This is a genomic window from Asticcacaulis sp. EMRT-3, from assembly GCF_030027245.1.
Taxonomy (GTDB): domain Bacteria; phylum Pseudomonadota; class Alphaproteobacteria; order Caulobacterales; family Caulobacteraceae; genus Asticcacaulis.
This window is the reverse complement of record NZ_JASERT010000001.1, coordinates 455,001-477,358: the sequence shown is the minus strand read 5'-3', so window position 1 is coordinate 477,358 and position 22,358 is coordinate 455,001. Positions and strand designations below refer to the sequence as shown.

Annotated in this window: 17 protein-coding genes, 1 tRNA gene and 2 rRNA genes; 10 read left to right on the top strand and 10 right to left on the bottom strand. The window is 58.8% G+C overall.

What is annotated here, in order from left to right:
- Window positions 1-150: 150 nt before the first annotated feature.
- From QB905_RS02310 to QB905_RS02300, 3 genes are all read right to left on the bottom strand, one after another.
- On the bottom strand, window positions 151-2,763 hold the full coding sequence (locus QB905_RS02310; RefSeq protein ID WP_282972959.1) for a glycosyl hydrolase 115 family protein: 2,613 nt from the start codon (window positions 2,761-2,763) through the stop codon (window positions 151-153).
- Window positions 2,763-3,587: a GDSL-type esterase/lipase family protein gene (locus QB905_RS02305; RefSeq protein WP_282972958.1), complete on the bottom strand. Its 825-nt coding sequence runs from the start codon at window positions 3,585-3,587 to the stop codon at window positions 2,763-2,765. Before QB905_RS02305 ends, QB905_RS02310 begins: the two co-directional genes overlap by 1 nt.
- A 72-nt stretch (window positions 3,588-3,659) precedes the next feature.
- On the bottom strand, window positions 3,660-6,074 hold the full coding sequence (locus tag QB905_RS02300) for a glycoside hydrolase family 3 N-terminal domain-containing protein (protein WP_282972957.1): 2,415 nt from the start codon (window positions 6,072-6,074) through the stop codon (window positions 3,660-3,662).
- Between the two features lie 176 nt (window positions 6,075-6,250).
- On the opposite strand from QB905_RS02300, the gene QB905_RS02295 reads away from it, so the two are divergent.
- Complete coding sequence (locus tag QB905_RS02295; protein ID WP_282972956.1) at window positions 6,251-7,390, top strand: endo-1,4-beta-xylanase; 1,140 nt, start codon at window positions 6,251-6,253, stop codon at window positions 7,388-7,390.
- A gap of 154 nt (window positions 7,391-7,544) precedes the next feature.
- Complete coding sequence (locus QB905_RS02290) at window positions 7,545-8,093, top strand: hypothetical protein (protein WP_282972955.1); 549 nt, start codon at window positions 7,545-7,547, stop codon at window positions 8,091-8,093.
- 161 nt (window positions 8,094-8,254) lie between these two features.
- On the opposite strand, the gene QB905_RS02285 is transcribed toward QB905_RS02290, so the two are convergent.
- The gene (locus QB905_RS02285) at window positions 8,255-10,456 is read right to left on the bottom strand and encodes a beta propeller repeat protein (protein WP_282972954.1); all 2,202 of its coding nucleotides are present in this window, start codon (window positions 10,454-10,456) and stop codon (window positions 8,255-8,257) included.
- Window positions 10,457-10,617: 161 nt separating this feature from the next.
- Here QB905_RS02285 and QB905_RS02280 point away from each other — a divergent pair, with 161 nt between their 5' ends.
- A complete protein-coding gene (locus QB905_RS02280; RefSeq protein ID WP_282972953.1) occupies window positions 10,618-10,932 on the top strand; it encodes a rhodanese-like domain-containing protein in 315 nt (104 codons plus the stop codon).
- Between the two features lie 5 nt (window positions 10,933-10,937).
- Here the strand turns inward: QB905_RS02280 and QB905_RS02275 are convergent, their stop codons facing one another.
- The gene (locus tag QB905_RS02275) at window positions 10,938-12,098 is read right to left on the bottom strand and encodes an acyltransferase family protein (RefSeq protein WP_282972952.1); all 1,161 of its coding nucleotides are present in this window, start codon (window positions 12,096-12,098) and stop codon (window positions 10,938-10,940) included.
- A gap of 182 nt (window positions 12,099-12,280) precedes the next feature.
- On the opposite strand from QB905_RS02275, the gene QB905_RS02270 reads away from it, so the two are divergent.
- Both QB905_RS02270 and QB905_RS02265 read left to right on the top strand, forming a co-directional pair.
- Entirely contained in the window at window positions 12,281-12,670 is a 390-nt protein-coding gene (locus tag QB905_RS02270; protein ID WP_282972951.1) for a hypothetical protein, read from the top strand.
- A complete protein-coding gene (locus QB905_RS02265) occupies window positions 12,667-12,879 on the top strand; it encodes a helix-turn-helix transcriptional regulator (RefSeq protein ID WP_282972950.1) in 213 nt (70 codons plus the stop codon). The genes QB905_RS02270 and QB905_RS02265 overlap by 4 nt, the downstream gene beginning before the upstream one ends.
- Here the strand turns inward: QB905_RS02265 and QB905_RS02260 are convergent.
- Both QB905_RS02260 and QB905_RS02255 read right to left on the bottom strand, forming a co-directional pair.
- Window positions 12,876-13,331, bottom strand: a complete 456-nt coding sequence (locus QB905_RS02260; RefSeq protein ID WP_282972949.1) for a GNAT family N-acetyltransferase — start codon at window positions 13,329-13,331, stop codon at window positions 12,876-12,878. The genes QB905_RS02265 and QB905_RS02260 overlap by 4 nt on opposite strands.
- Window positions 13,332-13,372: 41 nt before the next feature.
- The gene (locus QB905_RS02255) at window positions 13,373-13,609 is read right to left on the bottom strand and encodes an alkylphosphonate utilization protein (protein ID WP_282972948.1); all 237 of its coding nucleotides are present in this window, start codon (window positions 13,607-13,609) and stop codon (window positions 13,373-13,375) included.
- A 218-nt stretch (window positions 13,610-13,827) separates the two neighbouring features.
- Between QB905_RS02255 and QB905_RS02250 the strand changes: the two genes are divergently transcribed.
- From QB905_RS02250 to tnpC, 5 genes are all read left to right on the top strand, one after another.
- A complete protein-coding gene (locus tag QB905_RS02250; protein ID WP_282972947.1) occupies window positions 13,828-15,318 on the top strand; it encodes a catalase in 1,491 nt (496 codons plus the stop codon).
- Between the two features lie 73 nt (window positions 15,319-15,391).
- Window positions 15,392-16,372 (top strand): trehalose-6-phosphate synthase, encoded by a 981-nt coding sequence (locus QB905_RS02245; RefSeq protein ID WP_282972946.1) that lies wholly within the window; start codon window positions 15,392-15,394, stop codon window positions 16,370-16,372.
- A 44-nt stretch (window positions 16,373-16,416) separates the two neighbouring features.
- Complete coding sequence (gene tnpA, locus QB905_RS15260; protein ID WP_461781760.1) at window positions 16,417-16,809, top strand: IS66-like element accessory protein TnpA; 393 nt, start codon at window positions 16,417-16,419, stop codon at window positions 16,807-16,809.
- A complete protein-coding gene (gene tnpB / locus QB905_RS02240; protein WP_282972945.1) occupies window positions 16,806-17,159 on the top strand; it encodes an IS66 family insertion sequence element accessory protein TnpB in 354 nt (117 codons plus the stop codon). The genes tnpA and tnpB overlap by 4 nt, the downstream gene beginning before the upstream one ends.
- 68 nt (window positions 17,160-17,227) lie before the next feature.
- Complete coding sequence (tnpC, locus tag QB905_RS02235; RefSeq protein ID WP_282972944.1) at window positions 17,228-18,766, top strand: IS66 family transposase; 1,539 nt, start codon at window positions 17,228-17,230, stop codon at window positions 18,764-18,766.
- A 149-nt stretch (window positions 18,767-18,915) separates the two neighbouring features.
- On the opposite strand, the gene QB905_RS02230 is transcribed toward tnpC, so the two are convergent.
- The 3 genes from QB905_RS02230 to QB905_RS02220 all read right to left on the bottom strand — a co-directional run bounded on the left by QB905_RS02230 (window position 18,916) and on the right by QB905_RS02220 (window position 22,356).
- Window positions 18,916-18,992: transfer RNA gene (locus QB905_RS02230), tRNA-Met, on the bottom strand.
- Window positions 18,993-19,140: 148 nt separating this feature from the next.
- A 5S ribosomal RNA gene (gene rrf, locus QB905_RS02225) occupies window positions 19,141-19,255 on the bottom strand.
- Window positions 19,256-19,476: 221 nt separating this feature from the next.
- Window positions 19,477-22,356 (bottom strand): 23S ribosomal RNA (locus tag QB905_RS02220).
- Between the last annotated feature and the right edge of the window lie 2 nt (window positions 22,357-22,358).

Here is a 22,358-nt window from a genome sequence, read left to right as displayed (position 1 = left end):
CCGCCAGCTTCGCCGGCACCTCCCCATCCTCGCCAAAGGCTCGATAGGGAGGAGGAGGACGCCCGCCCTCCTCCCTGCGCGCAAGCGTGGGGTTTGGCAAAGCAAAAGTATAGCTTTTGCAAAGCCATGAGCCCGAAGGGCCCGAAGGGGTCATTTTTGCAGACTTTCCGGCGGGCCGAGATAGGACGGTTTCAGCCCGCCCGTGTCCAGCACCAGCCGCTCCAGCACCACATTGCCGTCGATCCGGAAGACCCGGATCGTATGCGCTCCCGGCTTCAGGCTCTGGAAAACCGCTTGCAAAATAACGATATTATCTTTTACCGCCTGGTTCCAGTCGGGCTTATCAGGCTTAAGATCATAGCTCAGAATCTGGACGGGACGATCATCAATACTGACGCCGATGCGCAGACCGCCGGGTTTTTCAGAACTTGCCCCCTGGGTGTCCAGAGTCGGTGCCAGATAGAGGTTCAGCGTGGCGTCCGTATCTTTGCTGGTGGTGATGTCGTAATCGAGCTGCATCGAACCATCAGTGATGGCGGGCGCGATCTGCGGCAGGGAGATCACCGCACCGAGCGTACGGCCAAGATTGGGGATGACCTGCCAGCGAACACCGTGCGCCTCGGTCTTGCGGCTGAAATGCGGGGCCTCGATAGCGATATAACCTTGGCCCGCATCCGTGACGGGGCCATCCTTTGGCAGCGGAGGGCTGGCCGGCACGGCTTCGGGCTGCGTGACTGTCGCCGTGGCATGGCCCGAGCTTCGCACCAGCGCCGGCATGATATTGGTTTTGGGTTCCTGCCAGTTGTCATAGCCGATATGGGTCTGATCCATCATATGATCCCACTTGCCGTCAAGCAGGCCATTATAATGCGCCGCCATCGCTGCATCCGTAGCGAAGGCCGCATCCGCCTTGTTCGCAAACTGATCTGCCATGTCAGGATTCTTATCCGCGATCAGCCGGTTCGTGGCCACCGCATTATACAGCGCATAGAGATTGGCACTGGCCGCAACAGGATATTCGGCAAGCTCGTACCATGCGGCTGCGTCCGACTTCGGCAGGAGAGCCCCGATCCTGTCGGTTTCGGACGCCAGCCTGTGGTAATCTGTCGTCATATTTTGCAGATCCTGCACCGGAAGACTGTCGGCATCCAGCAATTCCGGCTTCTTGCGCGCATTGTACTGCGAGTAGCGCGTCAGAATTTCGCCGATCTCCGCCGCATGATCCGGCCCGAACTGCTGCGCCGCCCACTTCGCCGGATAGGCAGCCAGCGCGTCAGGCGTCATCGCCTTCGGGTTCCACGCCATGTCGAGGAAGAAGCTGAGCGGATATTCCATCGGCTTGATGTCGCCGACATTGACGATCCACAGGCGATCCGCCCCCGCCTCGTCGGCCAGTTCCATCTGCTGCCAGGTCTTTTCGATCTGGTTGGTATTGATCCATTTATAGTTACGCGGCGCGCCGACATAATCGAAATGATAATAGATGCCATAGCCGCCCGCGCGTTGCGGCGCGCCATATTTGGGAAGGCGGCGTATCTGCCCCCAATTATCGTCGGAAAACAGCAGGGTCACGTCATCCGGCACCTTCATGCCGTGATCGTAATAGTCCTGCACCTCTTTATAGAGGGCCCAGACCTGCGGTGTCTCGCTGGCCGGTTTGCCTGTCACATCGGCGATGATTTTACGCTGGTCGGTGACGATCTCTTCCAGCAGGGGGATGGCATTGCCTTCGGTCATCGGCTCATCGCCATCGCCACGCATCCCGATGGTCACAACATCTTCATGACCGCACTTTTTCGTTGTGCTAACGCTGCCGCTGCTTGAGCACGCAACCATGCGCTCAATGCCGCCACGCCAGAACTTATTGAGATTGTCGGCGTTCTTCGTGTAGTCCCACGCGCCGCCGGTCACGCCCTGATCCTGATGGCGGTGCCATTCTTCCTGGGCGCGCATCATCGGTTCATGGTGCGACGTGCCCAGCACAATGCCGTAATCATCAGCCGTGTTCAGGCTTTGCGGATCATCATCGGCAATCGATTTGCCCCACATGGCGGGCCACAGGAAATTGCCCTTCAGGCGCAGATCGAGTTCGAACACCTTCTCATAGGCCAGATGATTGACGCCGCCGAATTTCTCCTTCGCCCAGCCGCCAAAGGCCGGGTCTTCGTCATTGATGAAAAAGCCGCGATATTTCACCACCGGCTGATCGTGGCGCATCCCCGCCGTGACGTGCAGATCGTCCTTGTGCGCCACCGGCACATCGGCCCACCAGTACCAGGGCGACACCCCCATCTTCGCCGAAATATCATAGGTGCCATAGATGGCGCCGCGCTTGTCGGCCCCGGTGATCACCAGCGCATGGCCGCCGCCGGGCAAGCCGATCACCTGCTGGCCATAGGCTTCCCACTGTCCCTTGATGGCCGACACATCGAGCTTACCGGCCCTGATCCACGCATCGATCAGCTTTGAGTGACCGATCTCGCCGATCACCACCACATCGCCCTTCACGCCATCAAGGCTGTGAATGATGGTGGCGTCCGTGCCCGACACCCGGCCCAGATCGGCAGCGAAATCACTGGCCACGCGCGCCACCGGCTTTTCGGCGTCCGCATCGACATAGACACTGACCGGCTTATCATGGCTGATCAGGGCCACGCCCTCGCCCGCTCCGTCGCAAACCGCGACCGGGCCTTCGCAGGCGGCGTAGGCAACCGGCCCGCAGGCCAGAGCCACCATTGCGATCAGTCCGGGCCACAACCGCATCAGCCAGCCGCCAGTGCCGAATTGACCGCCGCCAGCAGGATCGGCTGCATCAGGGCATAGCCCTGCACATTGGGATGCACGGTGTTGCCATTGATGCCCAGTTCGGGCTTGAGGCCGCCATCGGGCGTGGCCAGAACCGGCCAGTAATCGACATAGGTACAGCCCTGCGCCGCCGCCACCGATTTCAGCCATGTATTGATGCCGACAATTTTTTCATGCGGGTTGACGATGCCGGGACGCCAGGAAAAGCTCAGGGCGGGCGGCACGCTGGCCAGCAGCACCTTCATGCCGAACAGACGCCCCAGGCTGATCATGGCTTGCAAATTATTGGTGGTGGCCACCGGATCGTAAGGATCCTTGTTTTCGGCCACATCATTGGTGCCCGCCATGATATGCACAACCTGCGGCCGCAGGGCCACCACATCGGGCATAAAGCGCACCAGCATCTGCGCCGACACCTGACCGGAAATGCCGCGCCCGATCAGACCGTTATCGGCATAGAAGGTGCCCGAAAAATCCGGCTTGGCCCAGTTGTCGGTGATCGAATCGCCCATCATGACGACGCGGCGCTTATCCTGCGGCAGGGCGGCGACACCGGTATTGGCGTCATGATAGCGATGCAGTTGCGCCCAGTCCTCGCCCACCGGCGTGACATTCAGCTCCGGCCCGTTAAAATCCTGAAGCTGGCTTTGCACCTTTTCCGATTCGGCATTGTTCTGTCCGGCATTCTGCGCCCGCGCCCCCGTGGCCAAAGAGGCCGCCAGTGAAAACGCCGCTCCACCGGCGATAGCGCCCGTCAGAAGTTTGCGCCGCATATCGTCCATGATGTCACTCCCATGTCATTCATCTGATGGCGGTGCGGCCCGAAAAACAGCCTGTTCCAGGCCGCACCCTTTTTAAGCGACCGTCAGGGTCGCCGTCTTCAGATCGACACTATTCGCTCCCGCCGAGATGGTAAAGGTGCCCGGTTCGACAACGCGCTGCATATCGGTGTTATAGAACCACAGGTCGGGCGGTGCGATGGTGAAGGTGACGGTCTGGACTTCGCCCGGCTTGAGCGTGATGCGCTTGAAATGCTTGAGTTCGAGTACCGGGCGCGTCACCGAAGAGACATCGTCGCGAATATAGAGCTGCACCACCTCGTCGCCGGTCACGGAGCCGGTATTCTTCACATCGATACTGACCTCGGTGGAATCGGCCACTCCCATCGTCGCCTTGGCCAGACGCGGGGCCGAGATGTCGAAAGTGGTATAGCTCAAGCCATAACCGAACGGGAACAAGGGCTTGGTGGTGCCGTCGAGATAGCCACGGCGCGCGGTCGGCTTGTAGTTATAATAGATCGGCAACTGGCCGACATTGTGAGCGATCGACACCGGCAGCTTGCCGCCCGGATTGACGCGGCCAAACAGAATATCGGCGGCGGCCCAGCCGGTTTCCTGGCCCATATACCAGCCCTCGACAATCGCGTCGGCCTTGTCATTGATCCGGTTGACCGACAGCGGGCGACCGTTGAGCAGGAAGACCACAGTGGGTTTGCCGAGCGCGAAAATCCGCTCTGCCAGATCGTTCTGGCGGCCCATCAGGTCGAGCGACTCGCGGTCGCCCAGATGGTTGTCGGCCCAGGCTTCGCGCGAAGTCTGTTCGTTACCGCCCAGCACCATCAGGATGGTGTCGGCGGATTTGGCGGCTTCCACGGCGTCGGCAATCAGCTTGTCATTGATCGAGTCGGGTGTGAAATGCACCTCGTCCTGACCCCAGATGTGGCCTTCGGTGATGCGCACGGCCTCGGAATAATCCACCTCGAATCCCGACTTTTTGCCCTCGGCCTGCATGCCTTCGAGGATCGACACGACATGGCGCGGCACATCGGAATAGCCGCCGATCGGCGTGTCGCGCGCATGAGTGCCCAGCACCAGCAGCTTGCCGACCTTGGCCGGTTGCAGCGGCAGAATGCCATTATTTTTCAGCAACACCACCGTCTTCGTCGCCGCCTCATGGGCCAGGGCCACGGCGTCGGGTGCGGCGGTCAGACTGTCGGCGATCTTGGCGTCAACATAGGGGTTTTCAAACAGGCCCGACTGGAACTTCATTTCCAGAATGCGCTTTACCGGCTCACTGATTTCGTCTTCGGACACACGACCCGCCTTGATCAGGGCTGGCAGGTTCGGATAGGCGGCGGCATCCGGGGTTTCGATGTCGACACCAGCCTTGATGGCGCGGTAAGCCGCATCCGTCAGATCGGACACCAGATGGTGGCGCGTAATCAGTTCGTTGATGGCGAAATAGTCGGACACCGTCACGCCCTTAAAGCCCCATTCGCCGCGCAGGATGGTGGTCAGCAGCCACTTATTGGCATGGGAAGGCACACCGTCGATCTCATTATACGAGGGCATGACGGCGCGGACATTGGTCTCCTTGATGATCTTCTCGAACGGCGGAAAGAAATCCTCGCGCAACTCGTGCTCGCCGAGATCGGCGGGGCCGACATTGGTGCCGTTTTCGGGCTGACCGTGACCAGTCATGTGCTTGAGCGTGGCGAACACCTTGTCCTTGGCCAGGGGCAGGGTATCGCCCATGAAGCCCAGCACAGCCGCCTTGCCTATTTCACCGCACAGGTGCGGGTCTTCGCCATAGGTTTCCTCGATCCGGCCCCAGCGCGGATCACGCGCCACATCGACCACCGGGGCCAGGGCGAAATTGGCCCCGCGCGCGCGCATTTCGCGCGCCGCCACCGAGAAGATGCGCTGCGCCATATCGGGATCGAAGGACGAGGCCAGTCCGATAGCCTGCGGGAAGGAGGTGGCGTCGCGCGCCACATAGCCGTGCAGCGCTTCTTCGTGCATGATCAGCGGGATGCCGAGGCGCGTCTGCTCGACCGCCCACTTTTGCACGGCATTGATATAGGTGGCGGTGTCAAAAGCGTTGCGATTCGGCGTCGTGCCGTTATCGCCCGCGCCGGTGACGGCATGGACGCCGACACGGTCCGAAGGACGTGCCATCATGCCGAGGCCGTTCGGATAAACAGCGGCGGCTTTTTTGGGATCAAAATTGCCCTGGGCGTCCATGATCGCGCCCTTGGCCTGCCAGACGCACTCCATCTGCATGACCTTTTCTTCGAGCGTCATGCGGCCCAGCAGATCCTCGACGCGCGCATCGATGGGCTGGCTGGCGTCCTTATAGAGCGGGGTATCGGCGGCCTTGGTCTTGGCCTTGGCCATAGCCCCCGTAGCCGCGCCCATCGTCAGGGCCAGGGTGGAAATACCCGCACCTGCGGTAAAGGCGCGGCGGGTCGGGTGACGGGTCTGGCTCATAATATTTTCCCTGTAACGGCTTGCCGGGACGTAATGGCCCGGTTTTGAAGGATTGTGCCCGTCGTTTTAAGCTGATTCCCGCGCCTTGACTTCAGGCATGAGCATATCGGTTGACGGCGCAATTTGTTGCTGTCACTGTTACCGCTAACAGACAAAAATTCAACAGGGAATCTTTCATGAGCCAAAATCTCGCACCTGCGAATTTCACCCGCCGCCAATCGATCACCGCTCTGGGCGCGACGGCCCTGGCCGCAAGCGCCCTGCCCGGCCTCGCCCTGGCGCAGACCGCATCACCCTCGCTTGGCGCGCTGGCCGCCGCCAAAGGCTTGCGCTTCGGCACGGCGATCAGCGCCAGCCGAACCGGCATTCTGAACCCAGATGTGACGGCGATCGTGATTCGTGAATGCAACATCATCGTGCCCGAAAACGAGCTGAAGATGTACGTCACGCACAATACCAACCCGACCGATTATAATTTCGCACCGGGCGACGCGATCCTTAACTTCGCCGAAGAGCACAAGATGGCCATGCGCGGCCACAACCTGATCTGGGCGCGCGACGAATACACGCCGAAATGGCTGAAGGATTATAAGTTCTCCGGCAAGGCCGAGGCCGAAAAAATGCTGCGCGACTATATCGCCAGGGTCACCCGCCATTACGGCACGCGCCTGACCTCATGGGACGTGGTCAACGAAACTATCGACCCGAAAACCGGCGAGGTGCGCGCCAATGCCTTTACGCGCGTGCTCGGCATCGATTCCTTACGCATCGCCTTTGAAGCTGCGCGCGAAAACCTGCCGCAGATGCAGCTTGTCTATAATGACTATATGAGCTGGGAAACCGGCAATGAAACCCACCGCAAGGGCGTGCTCAAGCTGCTGCACTGGTTCCGCGACAACAAGGTGCCGGTCGATGCGCTGGGCGTGCAGAGCCATATCGGCAACGGTTTTGATCTGCTGGCGGCGCAGGTCAATGACTGGAAGGACTTCCTCGATGAGGTGACCGGCATGGGCTATGATCTGCTCGTCACTGAATTCGACGTCGATGACGCCACCATCCCGACCAGTGACATCGACAAGCGCGACGCCATCGTGGCGACCGTCGGGCGGCTCTATCTCGACCAGATCCTCAGCTATACGCAAACGAAAGACGTTCTGTGCTGGGGTATGGACGACAAGTTTAGCTGGTTGCAGGATTTCACGCCGCGCAAAGACGGGGTGCGCCTGCGCCCCACCCCCTATGACGACAATTTCAAGCCCAAGCCGCTGCGCGAAGCCATCGCCGACGCCTTCAAAACGGCACCGGCACGGGGGTAATATCGGCTTCGACTGATACCTAAAAGCAACGGGCGGGACGTAAGTTTCGCCCGTTCTTTTTGACCGTGTGGTCAAAATGAAATTTGTATGCCAGTTTCCTCTTTCAAAAATAAGAAAGCTCCGAAGGGAGCGTCTGAAACAGGAAGGATAGACCATGCAACGCCACCTCTTCGCCGCGGCCGTCTGCGCCCTGATCGCCATGCCGCTCGCTTTTAGCGCCGCCCGCGCCGATGACGATCCGATGAAGCATCTGATCAACAACCCCAATCCGGCAAGCCTGGTCATCTATGGCCCGCAAACCAACAAGAAGATCAAGGACGCCAGCGTGCAGGGCGGAGCCGCCATCGAGGTCAAGGCGACGGGCGTGGGCGAATCCTACGCCGCTGCGGCACAAACAAGCCTCGACAAGCCGATCAAGGCGGGCGACCAGATCGAATGCGACATCTTCCTGAAGGCGAAACGCGACGACGGCCAGCCCGCCGTGCTGCACAGCCGCGTGCAGATCAACGAAGCCCCCTATACCAATGTCGGCGCCGAAGCCGATTTCAACGTCACCGGCCAGTGGGCGCTCTACACGCTGAAAACGACCGCCGATAAGGATTATGCCGCCGGTAAGCTGGTCTTCGTGGTTCACCTCAACAGCGCGAAACAGACGGTCGATATTGGCCCGGCCTTTGTGTTCAACAACAGCGAAACCTACTGAGGACGTAAACGGCCTGAGCCGGATCGACACCTCCCCATGAATGGGGAGGAGGGTGACAGGCGGCACATCCCTTCTCCTTGTCGAGCGAAGCGAAGATGGGGAGGTGGCAGCAAGCCCGTCAGGGCGAAGATGACGGAGGGGTTGCTAAATTTCGATCCATCCTAAGGCTTCGCCATCCGGCCCACCATCACGCCGCGCCCGTCCGGTGCGATATACACAACCCCATAGTCGCGTGGATCACCGGCGATGGCGCGCATATTGCCGAAGCGGTGGGCGTCGTCATTGATGCGCACCCATGATGCACCTTCGTCGTCCGAACGCCACAGGCCCTCGACGCCGCCCACCTGGCCCCACAGGAAGACAGCAGGATAGGTCTGGCCCGGCGCGGACTTGCCGAACGTCACCTGCCAGGCTTGCGTAACCTGCGCGGCGGCCTGCGCCTTGCCGTCCTGGACGTGATAAAGCCCCTGCGGCAAGGCCAGCCACAGGTCGCCCGCCCGCCCCGGCACGGCGCGCAACTGGCCGTTTTGCCAGGGGGTCAGACCTGGCAGATTATCAAACCACGGTGCGAAGTTCAGGCCGCCATCATGGCTGGCATAGATGGTCGCGGTCTTGCGATCAAACACATAGAAGGTGTGCGGCGATAGCTTGTCGGCGATCGGATCCAGCCCGCGGTCGGGCGCCGGAAAGCCTTTTGCGGCGATCCAGCTTTTGCCGCCATCCTGCGAGACATAGGTCGAGGCGTTTTCCGGCATCCACACAATAGACGACGCATCCGCCGAAATGGCGATTCGGCCAGCGCGGTGGTCGTGCCATTCCTGCCCGGCCAGAGGCGGCGGGGCCGAGGCGAAACCCTGCCAGCTTTGGCCGCCATCGTACGAAATATAGCCGTGTGAACGGTTATTATCGGCAGCGCGCACCACCACCTGCGGCTTCAGGGCGGCAAAGGCGACCGACTGGTTGGTTTCGTGCGTCGGTGCGAACAGATAGGCGTCCGGCCCCTTGGTCACATCGTCCCAGCCCGCGCCCGACACATCACCCATCGCCGCCAGCACATGCGCGCCTTGCGGCGGGCTTTCGAGGCCGAGAATGACGGTTTCCTCGAAATTATCGTCGCGGAACTGGAAATCAACCGTGCCGCCCGTATCGAGGTGACCGAGATCATCGGTCATCCACACGCCATAGCCGGTGCCATAGACCAGTTCGTCGGGATGGAACGGGTTGAGTTTCACCGCATCCATCCAATGGCCCATATTGCGACGGTTAGCCGCGTCCTTGTCTTTTTGGGGATGATCAGCGTCGCCCATATAGGATTTCAGCCACGGATCCTGCGAAATATCGTGATGCGATTGCGGCCCGACCGGTTTCCACGATGCACCGCCGTCATGGCTGACATAAAGATCGTCGCGCCCCGGATAGTGGTCGGAGGTCGAGACGACCAGCGTGCCGTGTTGCAGATCGAGGCCGGAAAAACCGAAACTGTCGGCTTTCGAGGGGTGGATCGGCGATATGTCCGTCCACACGCCCTGCGGCGACAGCTTCCAGACCGCGCCGTTCGTCACCGCCCACGGCCCCAGACCGTCAGAGAAGGTGGCGTAGAGCGTGCCGTCCGTGCCCAGAGCCATCTGGTGCGGGATCAGGCGCGGCGAACCGACCACGCCCGTAAAGCTTTTACCGCCGTCATGGCTGACGAACAGCCCCTCGCCCGTCTCGCCCGATCCGGCCCACACGGTCTGGCCATCGCCCGACAGCAGCACCACGCTGACCGATTTGGGCGTAAAGGCCGTGTTGCGCGTGAAAGATTTGCCACCATCATGCGATTCCCACAGGCCGTCCTGCGGCGTGCCGAGCCACAGATGATCGCTGTCGGCCGGATCGACCTGCAAGCGCTCACCCGTGCCGCGCCCCATCGCATTGCCGCCCATCTTCACCGGCAGCCGGGTCAGCTTCCAGGTGGCGCCCCGGTCATCGGAACGGGCCACCGCGCCATCGGGCACGTTCGGATTGAGATACAGGCCGCAGGTGGCGTATAGCCGGTTCGGATCGTGGCGGTCCACCGCCATGCTCATCACGCCGAAGCAATCCCAGTCGTCGTGACCGAAACCGTCCATCAGCGGAATCCAGCGCTGTGCCTGCGCATCATAGCGATACATGCCGCCGACATCGGTGCGGGCGTAGAGCAGGCCTTTTTCGGTGGGATGATAAAGGAAGCCATCAACGAAACCGCCGCCATGCCACGGCACGCTGGCCCACTGATAGGGCTGGGCCGTGCTGGCCGGAAGCCGGGATTCGGCCACGGCCTGACCACCGCAAAGGCCCGCCAGAACAAGTGCGATGGCCGCAGCCGATACCGCTGAACGCATGTCTTTTCACTCCCGCTTTTTTATAGCCTCCAGAATGGCACGGCCAAGGCAGCCAGCACCAGTAAAAAATTATACTACATATAAAAATACACAGACAATCTTGCCGTCAGGCGACGAAAAGCGTATCGCGGCGTATCGTTTCATGTCTGCCGGAGACTGCTATGCCCGTCATCAATATGTCCCCCGAAGAGGTCGCCGCCGGTCTGGAAGCCGGGCAGATCGTGCTGGTCGATGTGCGCGAACCGCATGAATTTGACGCCGAGCGCATCAAGGGGGCGGTCAGCCTGCCCTTGTCGGTGATTGATCCCGCCGCCCTGCCCGATGCCGGGGAGAAGATGATCGTGCTGTCGTGCGCCGGTGGCGTGCGCTCCGCCAAGGCGGCTGAGTATTTTCAGGCGATGGGTCTGGACATAGACCATCATCTGGCGGGCGGCCTCTATGGCTGGAAGGGCGCTGGCCTGCCGACCGAGCGGTAAGGCGCTTAGATTTTCAGGAATATCTTCCTGAGGTAAAAGGGCAAAACCACCAGCCAGACGACGACCAGCACCAGCACGGCAAAGGCCAGCGACATGGCATAGGGATCGTGCATCCAGCCCAGCATCCATTCGGTCATCATGCGGTACAGTCCGCTGACATCGAGGCCCACCGCCAGCAGCCAGGCGAAAACATAGGCCAGTATGGCGTTGGTGCCAAAGACGCGGATCGGCATGGCCCAGCGTTTATGGCCCATCTTGTCCATGATTTGCATCAGTGCAGCCAGCAGCAAAAAGGCGATGCCGCTGGTCAGCAGGGCGAAGCTGGGCGTCCATAACTTCTTGATGATCGGGAGAGAGGGATCGAGCGCCAGTCCGGCCAGAGCCAGCATCAGCCCTGCCGCCACCACGCCGCCAATCGCTTTTTGCGGCGTGCGATCATTGATAAACAGGCCGATCAATATGCCCGCCAATATGTTGAAAATCGCCGGGAAGGTGGAAAGAATGCCCTCTGGATCATAGGTCTTGGCCTGCATCCAGATATGGTTGGGGCCGAAGACGGCGCGATCAACATAGGCGGGCCAGCTCATCACCGCGTCGAAATGGTTAGGCCCGAAACCGGGCACCGGCACGAAGCGCAGCAGCACGGCATAGGCCGCCAGCAGACCGCCTGCCCAGAAGGCCAGGGCGCGCGGATGCAGGATCAGGCGACCGGAACTGTCCTGATGCGAATGCAGCAGCACCAGAGCCGTGGCCAGACCATAGCAGATGCCGATGCGTTGCAGCACGCCCGGAAAGCGCAGATGGGCCAGATCAAACCACGGCAGGGCATTGAGAAATATGCCGAGCGCGATCAGGATCAGGGCGCGGCGACCGGCGTGCAGCGCCATGGCGGGTTTGCCGCCCGCCTTCATGCGCCGCCCCAGCGACAGGGTCATCGAGATGCCAACGCAGACCATAAAGCCCGGAAACACCATATCGGTCATGGTGAAGCCGTGCCATTCGGCGTGATCGAACGGCGTGTAGATATGGCCCCAGTCACCGGCATTATTGGCCAGCAACATGCCGATGATGAACAGGCCACGCAATATATCGAGCGCCTCGAAACGCGGCTTCGCCGGTGCGGAGGACGTCTTTTCGCGTTTCTTGAAATCAATCACCGTGGCCATGTGCGTCCCCTGTTGTGCCACAACTCATCCCACATGGCGCGGCGCTTGCCAAGCCCAAATTGGTATCTACCATTTCAATACCAATAAAATGTAAGGCAAACTTTACTTTTTTTGTAATGTAAGGTTGACATGACATTGCCTAAAATGTAAAGCTTACCTTACATACTTTCCGGAGCAAATTCATGAACCTCAAATCGCCGACCTGTCAGTATAATATCTGGTTCCTGGCCTGGGTGGCCGTCTATATCATCGTTCTGTTCGCTTCCGTCCTGTTCATCAAATCTCAACAGCCAACGGGAGCGCTGCTTTACGTCATGGCGGTTTTGCCCGCCTTGCCCATTGGCGGCACGATCCTTGTTTTCATGAACTACATAGACAGGGTCGATGAATATCTGCGCGGTCTGCTGGTCAAGCGCTTCATTACCGCCACCGGTCTGACCCTGTTCATCTGCTCGGCATGGGGCTTTATAGAAAGCAACGCCAATGCCCGTCATTTTTCGCTCTATCTCGTCTATCTGTTATTCTGGGGCCTGTTCGGCCTGACCCGTATTGCGTCGAGACAAGCCTCGTGAAGCAGAACCTGCGCGAACTACGCACCGAAAAAGGCCTGACGCAGGCCGATCTCGCCAGCCGCTTGGGTGTGTCACGTCAGGCCGTTATCGCACTCGAAACCGATAAGCACAGCCCGTCGCTCGACCTGGCTTACAAAATCGCTGCGGTCTTCGACAGGCCCGTAGAGGCTATCTTTATCAACCCCTATCGCACGGATCAGCCGGTCTAAGATGGCCCAGAAGCCAGCAATGGCCGCATATAGCTGACAAAATCCGTCTTTGTGGCCACTTGATCGTATAGGGCGCGCGCCGTGGCATTATGTTCGTGAGTCTGCCAGTAAAGCTTTTCCGCACCGCGCTCGCTTGCGCCCGCCGCCACCGCCTCGATCAGCGCCCGGCCCACGCCCTGGCCGCGCGCAGCTTCCGTCACATACAGGTCTTCGAGATAGCAATAGCCGCTGCGCGACCAAGATGACGGATGATAGACACACAGGGCGAACCCCACCGTCTCGCCATCCTGCTTCGCCAGCCGCAATTCCATGCCCGACGCCGGATCGAGGCAGCGCGCGAAGGTCAGTTCGCTGAGATCGTCGGGCAAGGGGTTTTCATAAAAAGCGAGATAGGCCTGCCACAGCGGCCACCACGCCGCTTTGTCATCCTGTTTCGCCATGACGATCCGCATATGTCGTTTCTCCTGCTGATGACCCACGCTTCGCCGCGGGCTCAGGCTTTTTTGACGAACTCGGTACGCAAAACCAGTCCGCGCACCTTTTCATGATTGCATTCAATCTCGGCCTCGTCATCGGTCAGGCGTATCTGACGGATCAATGTGCCACGTTTCAGCGTCACGCCGCCCGAACCCTTGACCTTCAGATCCTTGACCAAAGTGACACTGTCGCCGTCACTAAGGCGGGTGCCATTGGCATCCTTTACCACGATCTCGTCATCATCTTCGGTCATCTGCATCTCCATCTATAAAAACAACGGCCCTACAGCCCGTCTGATCATACATCAAGTACAATCGAACGCGCCGGAACGGGGGTCGTGTCGAGACTTTATATAAGCTTACCTTATTGAAAAGTAAATAACAATCAATTTGACTTATTAAGCACCCATTCTTACCCTGAGCCTCTCAGAAAAACGCAAGCCCGTCTCGCTGCCATTACAGGATCGAAACCATGTCCGAACCCAAATGCCCTTACCATACCACCACTGCCGGCGCGCCGATCGCCGATAATCAGAATGCGCTGACGGCGGGACCGCGCGGCCCTGTTCTGATGCAGGATTACCAGCTCATCGAAAAGCTGGCCCACCAGAACCGCGAACGCATTCCTGAGCGCGTGGTTCACGCCAAGGGCTGGGGCGCGCACGGCACCTTTACCGTCACCCACGACATTTCGCGCTATACGCGCGCCCGCCTGTTCTCCGACATCGGCAAGGTGACGCCGGTGATCACGCGCTTCTCCACCGTGGCCGGTGAACTGGGCGCAGCCGATGCCGAACGCGATGTGCGCGGCTTTTCGGTGAAATTCTATACCGAGGAAGGCAACTGGGATATGGTTGGCAACAACACGCCCGTCTTCTTTATCCGCGATCCGTACAAGTTCCCCGACTTCATCCACACGCAAAAACGCCACCCGCGAACCCATCTGCGTTCGCCCACCGCCATGTGGGATTACTGGAGCCTGAGCCCCGAATCCCTGCATCAGGTTACCATACTGATGTCGGATCGCGGCATACCGGTTTCGCCGATGCACATGAACGGCTATGGCTCGCACACCTACAGCTTTATCAATCATGATGGCGAGCGCTTCTGGGTCAAGTTCCACTTCAAGACCCGTCAGGGCAAGGTCAATCACAGCAATGCCGAGGCCGCCCGGCTGATCGGCGAAACCCGCGAAAGCTACCAGGAGGCGCTGTATAACGCCATTGAGGGCGGCCAATATCCCAAATGGGATTTGCAGGTGCAGATCATGCCCGAAACCGATGCGGAAAAGACGCCCTATAATCCGTTCGACCTGACCAAGGTGTGGACGCACAAGGATTACCCGCTGATCCCGGTCGGTGTGCTTGAACTGAACCGCAATCCTGACAATTATTTTCAGGAGGTGGAATCAGCCGCCTATTCGCCGTCGAATATCGTGCCGGGTATCGGTTTCTCACCCGACAAGGTGTTGCAGGCGCGCATCTTCTCCTATGCCGACGCCCATCGCTATCGCCTGGGCACCCATTATGAGGCCCTGCCTGTCAATGCACCGAAATGTCCGGTGCATAATTACCATGCCGATGGCGCCATGCGCTTCTTCGATAACTTCAAGAACCCGGACGCCTATTATGAGCCCAACAGCTTCGGCGGCCCGGTTCAGGCCACGGAATACCGCGAACCGCCGCTCAAAATTTCGGGCGACGCCGACCGCTATGATCACCGCGCAGGCAATGACGATTACGGTCAGATCCGCGCCCTGTTCAACCTGTTCGACGCCGGTGAAAAACAACGCACCTGCGCAAGTATTGCCGGTTCGATGAAAGGAGTCCCCGACTTTATCATCGAACGCGCACTCGGTCATTTTGACCGGATCGATCCGGCCTATGGTGCCGGCATTCGTCAGGCGCTGAAAACCGGCGGCGATGCGGCGGTGGAGGCCACGCGCGACACCGGCCCGTATTAGAGCCCATCCCGAAAAGTGTGACGCACTTTTGGGCCCCAGATGTGCGTATGCGCACAAATAAAAGCCTGACAGGATGTTGAAGAGGCCGCCCCCCCTAGCCGGCGTCTTCAGCATCCTGTTAGCGCGGTTTGCATTCGTCGATGCGGTCGAGGCGCATTGTGAAACGCGAATCGTCAAATCCTATGCCAGCGCGCCACGCTTCATGGCCTTTGGTGCGGCGGTCGCCTGCAATCTGTATCCGGCTGAAATTGTGGCCGCACATCGCCGCCTGCGCCTGGGAGCCCATCCCGTCGGCATCCATGTCGATCACGTCCGCTCGCTGATGGACATGCCCGAAACACGCCAGCGCATAGCGGCCATCGAAGAGGAAATGCGCGGCAAGACCACCATCCTGTCGGTCGAGCGCCTCGATTACGTTATACCAAGCTGCGATGACTTTGACTCATCGCAGCTTGGCAAGCGCGACTGCGCGTCGCCGCGTATGCGGCGAGCCATGCGGCGCTTGAGCTGCAAAAAAACGAATACCAACTTGCAACCAAATAGGTTCAGGTCTGCGCAAGTTGGTATTAAGGGCCAACTCGAAAAACTGGCGGCCTTCGAACAACTGCTCAGCGACCACCCGGAAATGCACGACCAGGTCAGTCTGATCAATATCTGCACCCCGGCCGCCCCCGGCATGACGGTCTATCAAACCATCCAGCAGGACATCGAGGCTGCCATCGGACGTATCAATGGCCGTTTCGGGCGCATGGACTGGACGCCGGTGCGCTTCTTCTTCCGCAGCCTGCCCTTTGAAGACCTGATGGCCTATTATGGTGCCGCCGATGTGGCCTGGATTTCCCCTTTGCGCGACGGGCTTAATCTGGTCGCCAAGGAATATGTCATCGCCAAGGAGGCCTGGAATGGCAAGGGCGTGCTGCTGTTGTCGGAATTCGCCGGCGCCGCCGCCGAACTGCACGGCGCGCTGCTCGCCAATCCATATGACATCAGCGCCTGGGCCGATGGCTTTATCAGTAAGCGGTGTTCTGCCCCCACGTTCCCTTTTCGGCATTGATCTGCGCATGGCTTGTTCAGAGTTGAACGAGAGGGACTTTCTCCATGGAGACTACACCGGAGATTCTCACTGGAAGGGCGGTCCGCAGTGGGACCCGGCGTTCGCGCCGATGGCCGGATGAGGTCAAGGCGCGGCTTGTTGCAGAGACCTTGCGGCCTGGGGTAAGCGTCAATGAAGTGGCGCGCCGTGCCGGGGTAAAGGCGAACCACCTGTCTTCATGGCGCACCTTGGCGCGGAGGGGCAAGTTGATCTTGCCGGCGCCTGAGGACGACGTTGAATTTAGCGCTCTGGTGGTCAGCGAACCGGCCCCGGTCGCGGCTACGCATCCGGCTATCAGGCCTGAGATCGTGGTCGGGAATGTGACGATCCGTCTTGAAGACGACGCTTCAGCAGATCGTATTGCGGCAGTTGCGTGTGCCATGATGGCGTCGGTATGATCTTCCCGTCAAACCGGGTACGGATCATGGTGGCGACCAAGCCAATCGACTTCCGTAAAGGGCATGATGGTCTTGCCGCACTGGTGAAGAACCAATTGCACAAAGACCCCTTCACCGGCACGGTCTTCGTCTTCCGGTCGCGCAAGGCGGACCGCCTGAAGTTGCTCTATTGGGACGGCACCGGACTGGTGATGGCCTATAAACGGCTGGAGGCGCATGTGTTCACCTGGCCGGCGATCAAGGACGGACTTATGAGCCTTAGCCATGCTCAGTTTGAGGCGTTGTTCTCGGGGCTGGACTGGCGCCGAGTCCGGGCCCTGGAGGCGCGTGCACCGGAGGCGGTGGAATAGCTGCGACAAGATGACTCGGGGGGCATTTTAGGCAGGAAGGTAAAAGCGGATTTTGTTAGATTGCCGTCATGCTCAACCCCGCCAATTTGCCTGATGATATAGCGGTTCTCAAAGCCATGCTGGTGGCTTCTGAGGCCCGCAATCTGCGCAAGGATGACCGGATCGAGCGATTGGAGAAGCTGGTCGCCGCCTTCAGGCAGGCCGCCTTCGGGCGCAAATCCGAGAAGGCCGAGCCGGGTCAGTTTGAACTGGCCCTGGAAGACCTTGAAACCGCTATCGCCGCGATCCATGCTGAGGAAGAGGCCGATGCGCCTTGTGGTAAACGGGCTGCAAAGTCTCGCGCTGGCAATCGCGGGGCCTTACCCGGCCATCTGCCCCGCATCGAAGAGGTTATTGAGCCTGACAGTCTGCTCTGTGCCTGCGGCAACGGCTTACATTGCATTGGTGAAGACCGGTGCGAGCGGCTGGACGTGATCCCGGCGCAGTTCCGCGTCATCGTCACCCGCCGCCCCAAATATGCCTGCCGGGCCTGCACGGATGGCATAACTCAAGCCTCTGCTCCGGCGCGCCTCGTTCCCGGTGGCCTGCCGACTGAGGCGACTGTGGCTCATGTGCTGGTCAGTAAGTATGCCGACCATCTGCCCCTGTATCGGCAGGCCCAGATTTATAGCCGCCAAGGCGTTGACCTTGACCGGTCTACGCTGGCTGACTGGGTTGGCCGGGCCGCGTTCGAGTTGCGCCCGGTGTGGGGCGCCCTGATCGCCAATCTGAAGCAATCCACCAAGCTCTTTATGGATGAAACCCGCGCCCCGGTACTTGATCCCGGCGCACGTAAAACAAAAACCGGATACTTCTGGGCCCTGGCCCGCGATGACCGACCGTGGAACGGTGCGGCACCGCCTGGTGTGGCCTTCACCTACGCGCCCGGGCGTGGCGGGCAGTATGCCGAACATATCTTGCAGGGCTTCACCGGCATTCTGCAGGTCGACGGCTATGCCGGTTACAATCGCCTGATCGCACCCGACCGTATCGGCCCGGCAATCCGGCTGGCCTATTGCTGGGCGCATGCCCGTCGTAAGCTGTTTGAGATTACCCGCGCCGGTCCGGCGCCAATCGCCGAAGAGGGCCTCAGGCGCATCGCCGATCTCTACAAGATCGAAGGGGACATCCGCGGTAGCGATCCGGCGGTGCGTCTGGCTGCACGACAATTACGATCTGGCCCCGTAGTGGCCGATATAGAGGCATGGCTCAACAATCACCGCAGCCGTGTCGCCGCCAAATCGCCGCTTGGCGAGGCATTGAATTACATCGCCAAATACTGGGGCGGCCTCTGCCAGTTCCTCGACGACGGCTGCGTCGAGCTGGACAACAACACTGTTGAACGCACGATCCGGCCTATCGCCCTGAACCGGAAAAACGCTCTCTTTGCAGGCCATGACGCCGGCGCCCAGAACTGGGCCATCATCGCCTCACTGATCGAAACGTGCAAACTGAACGGCATCGATCCCCATGCCTACCTGACCAACACCCTAAGGGCCATCGCGGGCGGACATAAGCAAAGCCAGATCGACCACCTTCTCCCTTGCAACTACGCCGTCAAGGTGTGAGCGAAACACCGCTTACCTTTATCAGCGCCGTCGAAGCGGGCCGGTTTACGGTGCCGGAAGCAACCAGCCAGAAACAGCCTGTCGAGGACTGATGCGCGTACCCCCCTTTCCGGCACAAAAAAGCCGCCCTATTATGGGCGGCGATATTTTGGTTGCGGGGAGAGGATTTGAACCTCTGACCTTCAGGTTATGAGCCTGACGAGCTACCGGGCTGCTCCACCCCGCGTCACCAAGAATGTCGGGCGTATGAGCGCAGCCCGGATTGTTTTTGCATGTGTTTAAGTCACATACAGATACTAAAAAACCGGGCGGGCAATGGGAGCCTGCCCGGTTTTTTGTGATGTAATTGAAGGGTATTTTCTTCTTCTCTGTAGACCTGGCGACGACCTACTCTCCCGCGCCTTAAGACGAAGTACCATCGGCCCAGGAAGGCTTAACGACCGAGTTCGGAATGGGATCGGGTGGGGACCTTCCGGCATAGCCACCAGGTCAACAGAGAAGAAGTGAGAAGACAAAGCTGACATGCGCGCCTATGAGCGCGCTGAACGACATGTCATCTTTGATCGAAGAACCGCTTCGAGATCAAAGATGTCGATATGGCCCATCATCAAAGTACACTGAGCGCCGCTCTCAAAGAGCGAAGCGTTAGAGCAACGCTTCTCGGCGCGAAGGACTTTGATGATGAGTATTATCATGAGTTTTATTGAGGAACGATCAAGCCTATCGGATTATTAGTACCGGTTAGCTTCGCAAGTCACCCTGCTTCCACACCCGGCCTATCAACGTGGTAGTCTACCACGATCCTCAGCGAGACCTTGTTTTGAGGTTAGTTTCCCGCTTAGATGCTTTCAGCGGTTATCTATTCCATACTTAGCTACCCTGCTGCGCGGCTGGCGCCACGACAGGTCCACCAGAGGTATGTCCATCCCGGTCCTCTCGTACTAGGGACAGATCCTCTCAAGTCTCGAACACCCACGGCAGATAGGGACCAAACTGTCTCACGACGTTCTGAACCCAGCTCACGTACCTCTTTAAATGGCGAACAGCCATACCCTTGGGACCTGCTCCAGCCCCAGGATGAGATGAGCCGACATCGAGGTGCCAAACTTTGCCGTCGATATGGACTCTTGGGCAAAATCAGCCTGTTATCCCTAGAGTACCTTTTATCCGTTGAGCGATGGCCCGTCCACGAAGGACCACCGGATCACTATGGCCGACTTTCGTCTCTGCTCGACTTGTCAGTCTCGCAGTCAGGCGGGCTTATGCCATTGCACTCGTCGAACGATTTCCGACCGTTCTGAGCCCACCATCGCGCGCCTCCGTTACACTTTGGGAGGCGACCGCCCCAGTCAAACTACCCACCACGCCATGTCCCGGATCCGGATAACGGACCTCGGTTAGACGTCAGCAACAATAAGGGTGGTATTTCAAGGATGGCTCCACGGGAACTGGCGCCCCCGCTTCATAGCCTCCCACCTATCCTACACATGTTGATGCTAACGCCAAGGCGAAGCTATAGTAAAGGTTCATAGGGTCTTTCCGTCTGACCGCGGGAACCCCGCATCTTCACGGGGAATTCAATTTCGCTGAGCCTATGCTGGAGACAGTGGGGAAGTCGTTACGCCATTCGTGCAGGTCGGAACTTACCCGACAAGGAATTTCGCTACCTTAGGACCGTTATAGTTACGGCCGCCGTTTACCGGGGCTTCAATTCGCAGCTCTCACCACTCCTTTTAACCTTCCGGCACCGGGCAGGCGTCAGACCCTATACGTCGCTTTACAGCTTCGCAGAGCCCTGTGTTTTTGATAAACAGTCGCTACCCCCTAGCCTGTGCCACTTGTTTCTGGTTGCCCAGAGCAAGTCACGCTTATCCCGAAGTTACGCGTGTAATTTGCCGAGTTCCTTCAGCATAGTTCTCTCAAGCGCCTTGGTATACTCTACCTGACCACCTGTGTCGGTTTCGGGTACAGTCTCTGTGTGAGTTATTTCCAGGGACAACGCCCCTGCAAGGACAATCCAATAAGCCCTTACAAGTTATGCCATCCGTCACTTCACACTGGCCCAGGAATATTTACCTGGTTCCCATCGACTACGCCTTTCGGCCTCGCCTTAGGGGCTGGCTAACCCTACGCAGATTAGCTTTACGTAGGAACCCTTGGTCTTTCGGCGAGAGTGTCTCTCACACTCTTTATCGCTACTCATGTCAGCATTCTCACTTCCGATACCTCCAGCCAACCTCACAGTTGACCTTCTCAGGCTTACGGAACGCTCCGCTACCGCTTGCAGTAAACTGCAAACCCATATCTTCGGCGTATGGCTTGAGCCCCGTTACATTTTCCGCGCAGGATCGCTTGATCAGTGAGCTGTTACGCTTTCTTTAAAGGATGGCTGCTTCTAAGCCAACCTCCTGATTGTCAAAGCAATCCCACATCGTTTCCCACTTAGCCATAACTTGGGGGCCTTAGATGATGGTTAGGGTTGTTTCCCTCTTCACGACGGACGTTAGCACCCGCCGTGTGTCTGCCGGACAGTTCTCCTGGGTATTCGGAGTTTGGTTAGAATTGGTACAGCTCGCGCCGCCCGCATCCATCCAGTGCTCTACCCCCCAGGGAATACATCCGACGCTCTACCTAAATAGATTTCGCGGAGAACCAGCTATGTCTAGGTTTGATTGGCCTTTCACCCCTATCCACAAGTCATCCCAGAATTTTTCAACATTCACGGGTTCGGACCTCCAGTACATGTTACTGTACCTTCATCCTGCTCATGGATAGATCACCTAGTTTCGGGTCGTCATGCAACGAACTTAACGCTCTATTCAAACTCGCTTTCGCTACGCCTACACCTATCGGCTTAAGCTTGCTCGGCACATGAAGTCGCTGACCCATTATACAAAAGGTACGCCGTCACCCCGCTGGGGGGCTCCGACTGCTTGTAGGCTTCCGATTTCAGGATCTGTTTCACTCCCCTTGTCGGGGTGCTTTTCACCTTTCCCTCACGGTACTTGTTCACTATCGGTCGTAGAGGAGTACTTAGGCTTGGAGGGTGGTCCCCCCGTGTTCAGACAGGATTGCACGTGTCCCGCCCTACTCGAGTCTCTTGCTATTTGATGCCTACGGGACTGTCACCCGCTATGGTCAGCCTTTCCAGACTGTTCGGCTTTATTTCACAAGAGCACTGGCCTGGTCCGATTTCGCTCGCCACTACTTTCGGAGTCTCGGTTGATGTCCTTTCCTACGGTTACTGAGATGTTTCAGTTCACCGCGTTTGCTTAATAAACCTATGTATTCAGTTTATTATACCTTAAAACAACTAACTCATCTTAGTGCGCTGCTTGCGCAGCGAGTTCCTCGCATAAGCTCGGGCGCACGGTCGTGCTTGCCTCACCTACGTGCGTAGGTTCGGAAAACAACAACAGTTTGCTTCACTTTCTTCACTAAAATGAGAGAGCCGTAAAGGTGGGTTTCCCCATTCGGAAATTACCGGATCAAAGGGTGCTAGCGCCTCCCCGGTACTTATCGCAGCTTGCCACGTCCTTCTTCGCCTCTCTACGCCAAGGCATCCGTCAGAAGCCCTTTAACGCTTGATCGT

Coding starts and splice junctions, on each gene's coding strand:
- QB905_RS02310 (WP_282972959.1), bottom strand. CDS start 2,763: ATGCGGTTGTGGCCCGGACTGATCGCAATGGTGGCTCTGGCCTGCGGG.
- QB905_RS02305 (WP_282972958.1), bottom strand. CDS start 3,587: ATGGACGATATGCGGCGCAAACTTCTGACGGGCGCTATCGCCGGTGGA.
- QB905_RS02300 (WP_282972957.1), bottom strand. CDS start 6,074: ATGAGCCAGACCCGTCACCCGACCCGCCGCGCCTTTACCGCAGGTGCG.
- QB905_RS02295 (WP_282972956.1), top strand. CDS start 6,251: ATGAGCCAAAATCTCGCACCTGCGAATTTCACCCGCCGCCAATCGATC.
- QB905_RS02290 (WP_282972955.1), top strand. CDS start 7,545: ATGCAACGCCACCTCTTCGCCGCGGCCGTCTGCGCCCTGATCGCCATG.
- QB905_RS02285 (WP_282972954.1), bottom strand. CDS start 10,456: ATGCGTTCAGCGGTATCGGCTGCGGCCATCGCACTTGTTCTGGCGGGC.
- QB905_RS02280 (WP_282972953.1), top strand. CDS start 10,618: ATGCCCGTCATCAATATGTCCCCCGAAGAGGTCGCCGCCGGTCTGGAA.
- QB905_RS02275 (WP_282972952.1), bottom strand. CDS start 12,098: ATGGCCACGGTGATTGATTTCAAGAAACGCGAAAAGACGTCCTCCGCA.
- QB905_RS02270 (WP_282972951.1), top strand. CDS start 12,281: ATGAACCTCAAATCGCCGACCTGTCAGTATAATATCTGGTTCCTGGCC.
- QB905_RS02260 (WP_282972949.1), bottom strand. CDS start 13,331: ATGCGGATCGTCATGGCGAAACAGGATGACAAAGCGGCGTGGTGGCCG.
- QB905_RS02255 (WP_282972948.1), bottom strand. CDS start 13,609: ATGACCGAAGATGATGACGAGATCGTGGTAAAGGATGCCAATGGCACC.
- QB905_RS02250 (WP_282972947.1), top strand. CDS start 13,828: ATGTCCGAACCCAAATGCCCTTACCATACCACCACTGCCGGCGCGCCG.
- QB905_RS02245 (WP_282972946.1), top strand. CDS start 15,392: ATGTTGAAGAGGCCGCCCCCCCTAGCCGGCGTCTTCAGCATCCTGTTA.
- tnpA (WP_461781760.1), top strand. CDS start 16,417: ATGGAGACTACACCGGAGATTCTCACTGGAAGGGCGGTCCGCAGTGGG.
- tnpB (WP_282972945.1), top strand. CDS start 16,806: ATGATCTTCCCGTCAAACCGGGTACGGATCATGGTGGCGACCAAGCCA.
- tnpC (WP_282972944.1), top strand. CDS start 17,228: ATGCTCAACCCCGCCAATTTGCCTGATGATATAGCGGTTCTCAAAGCC.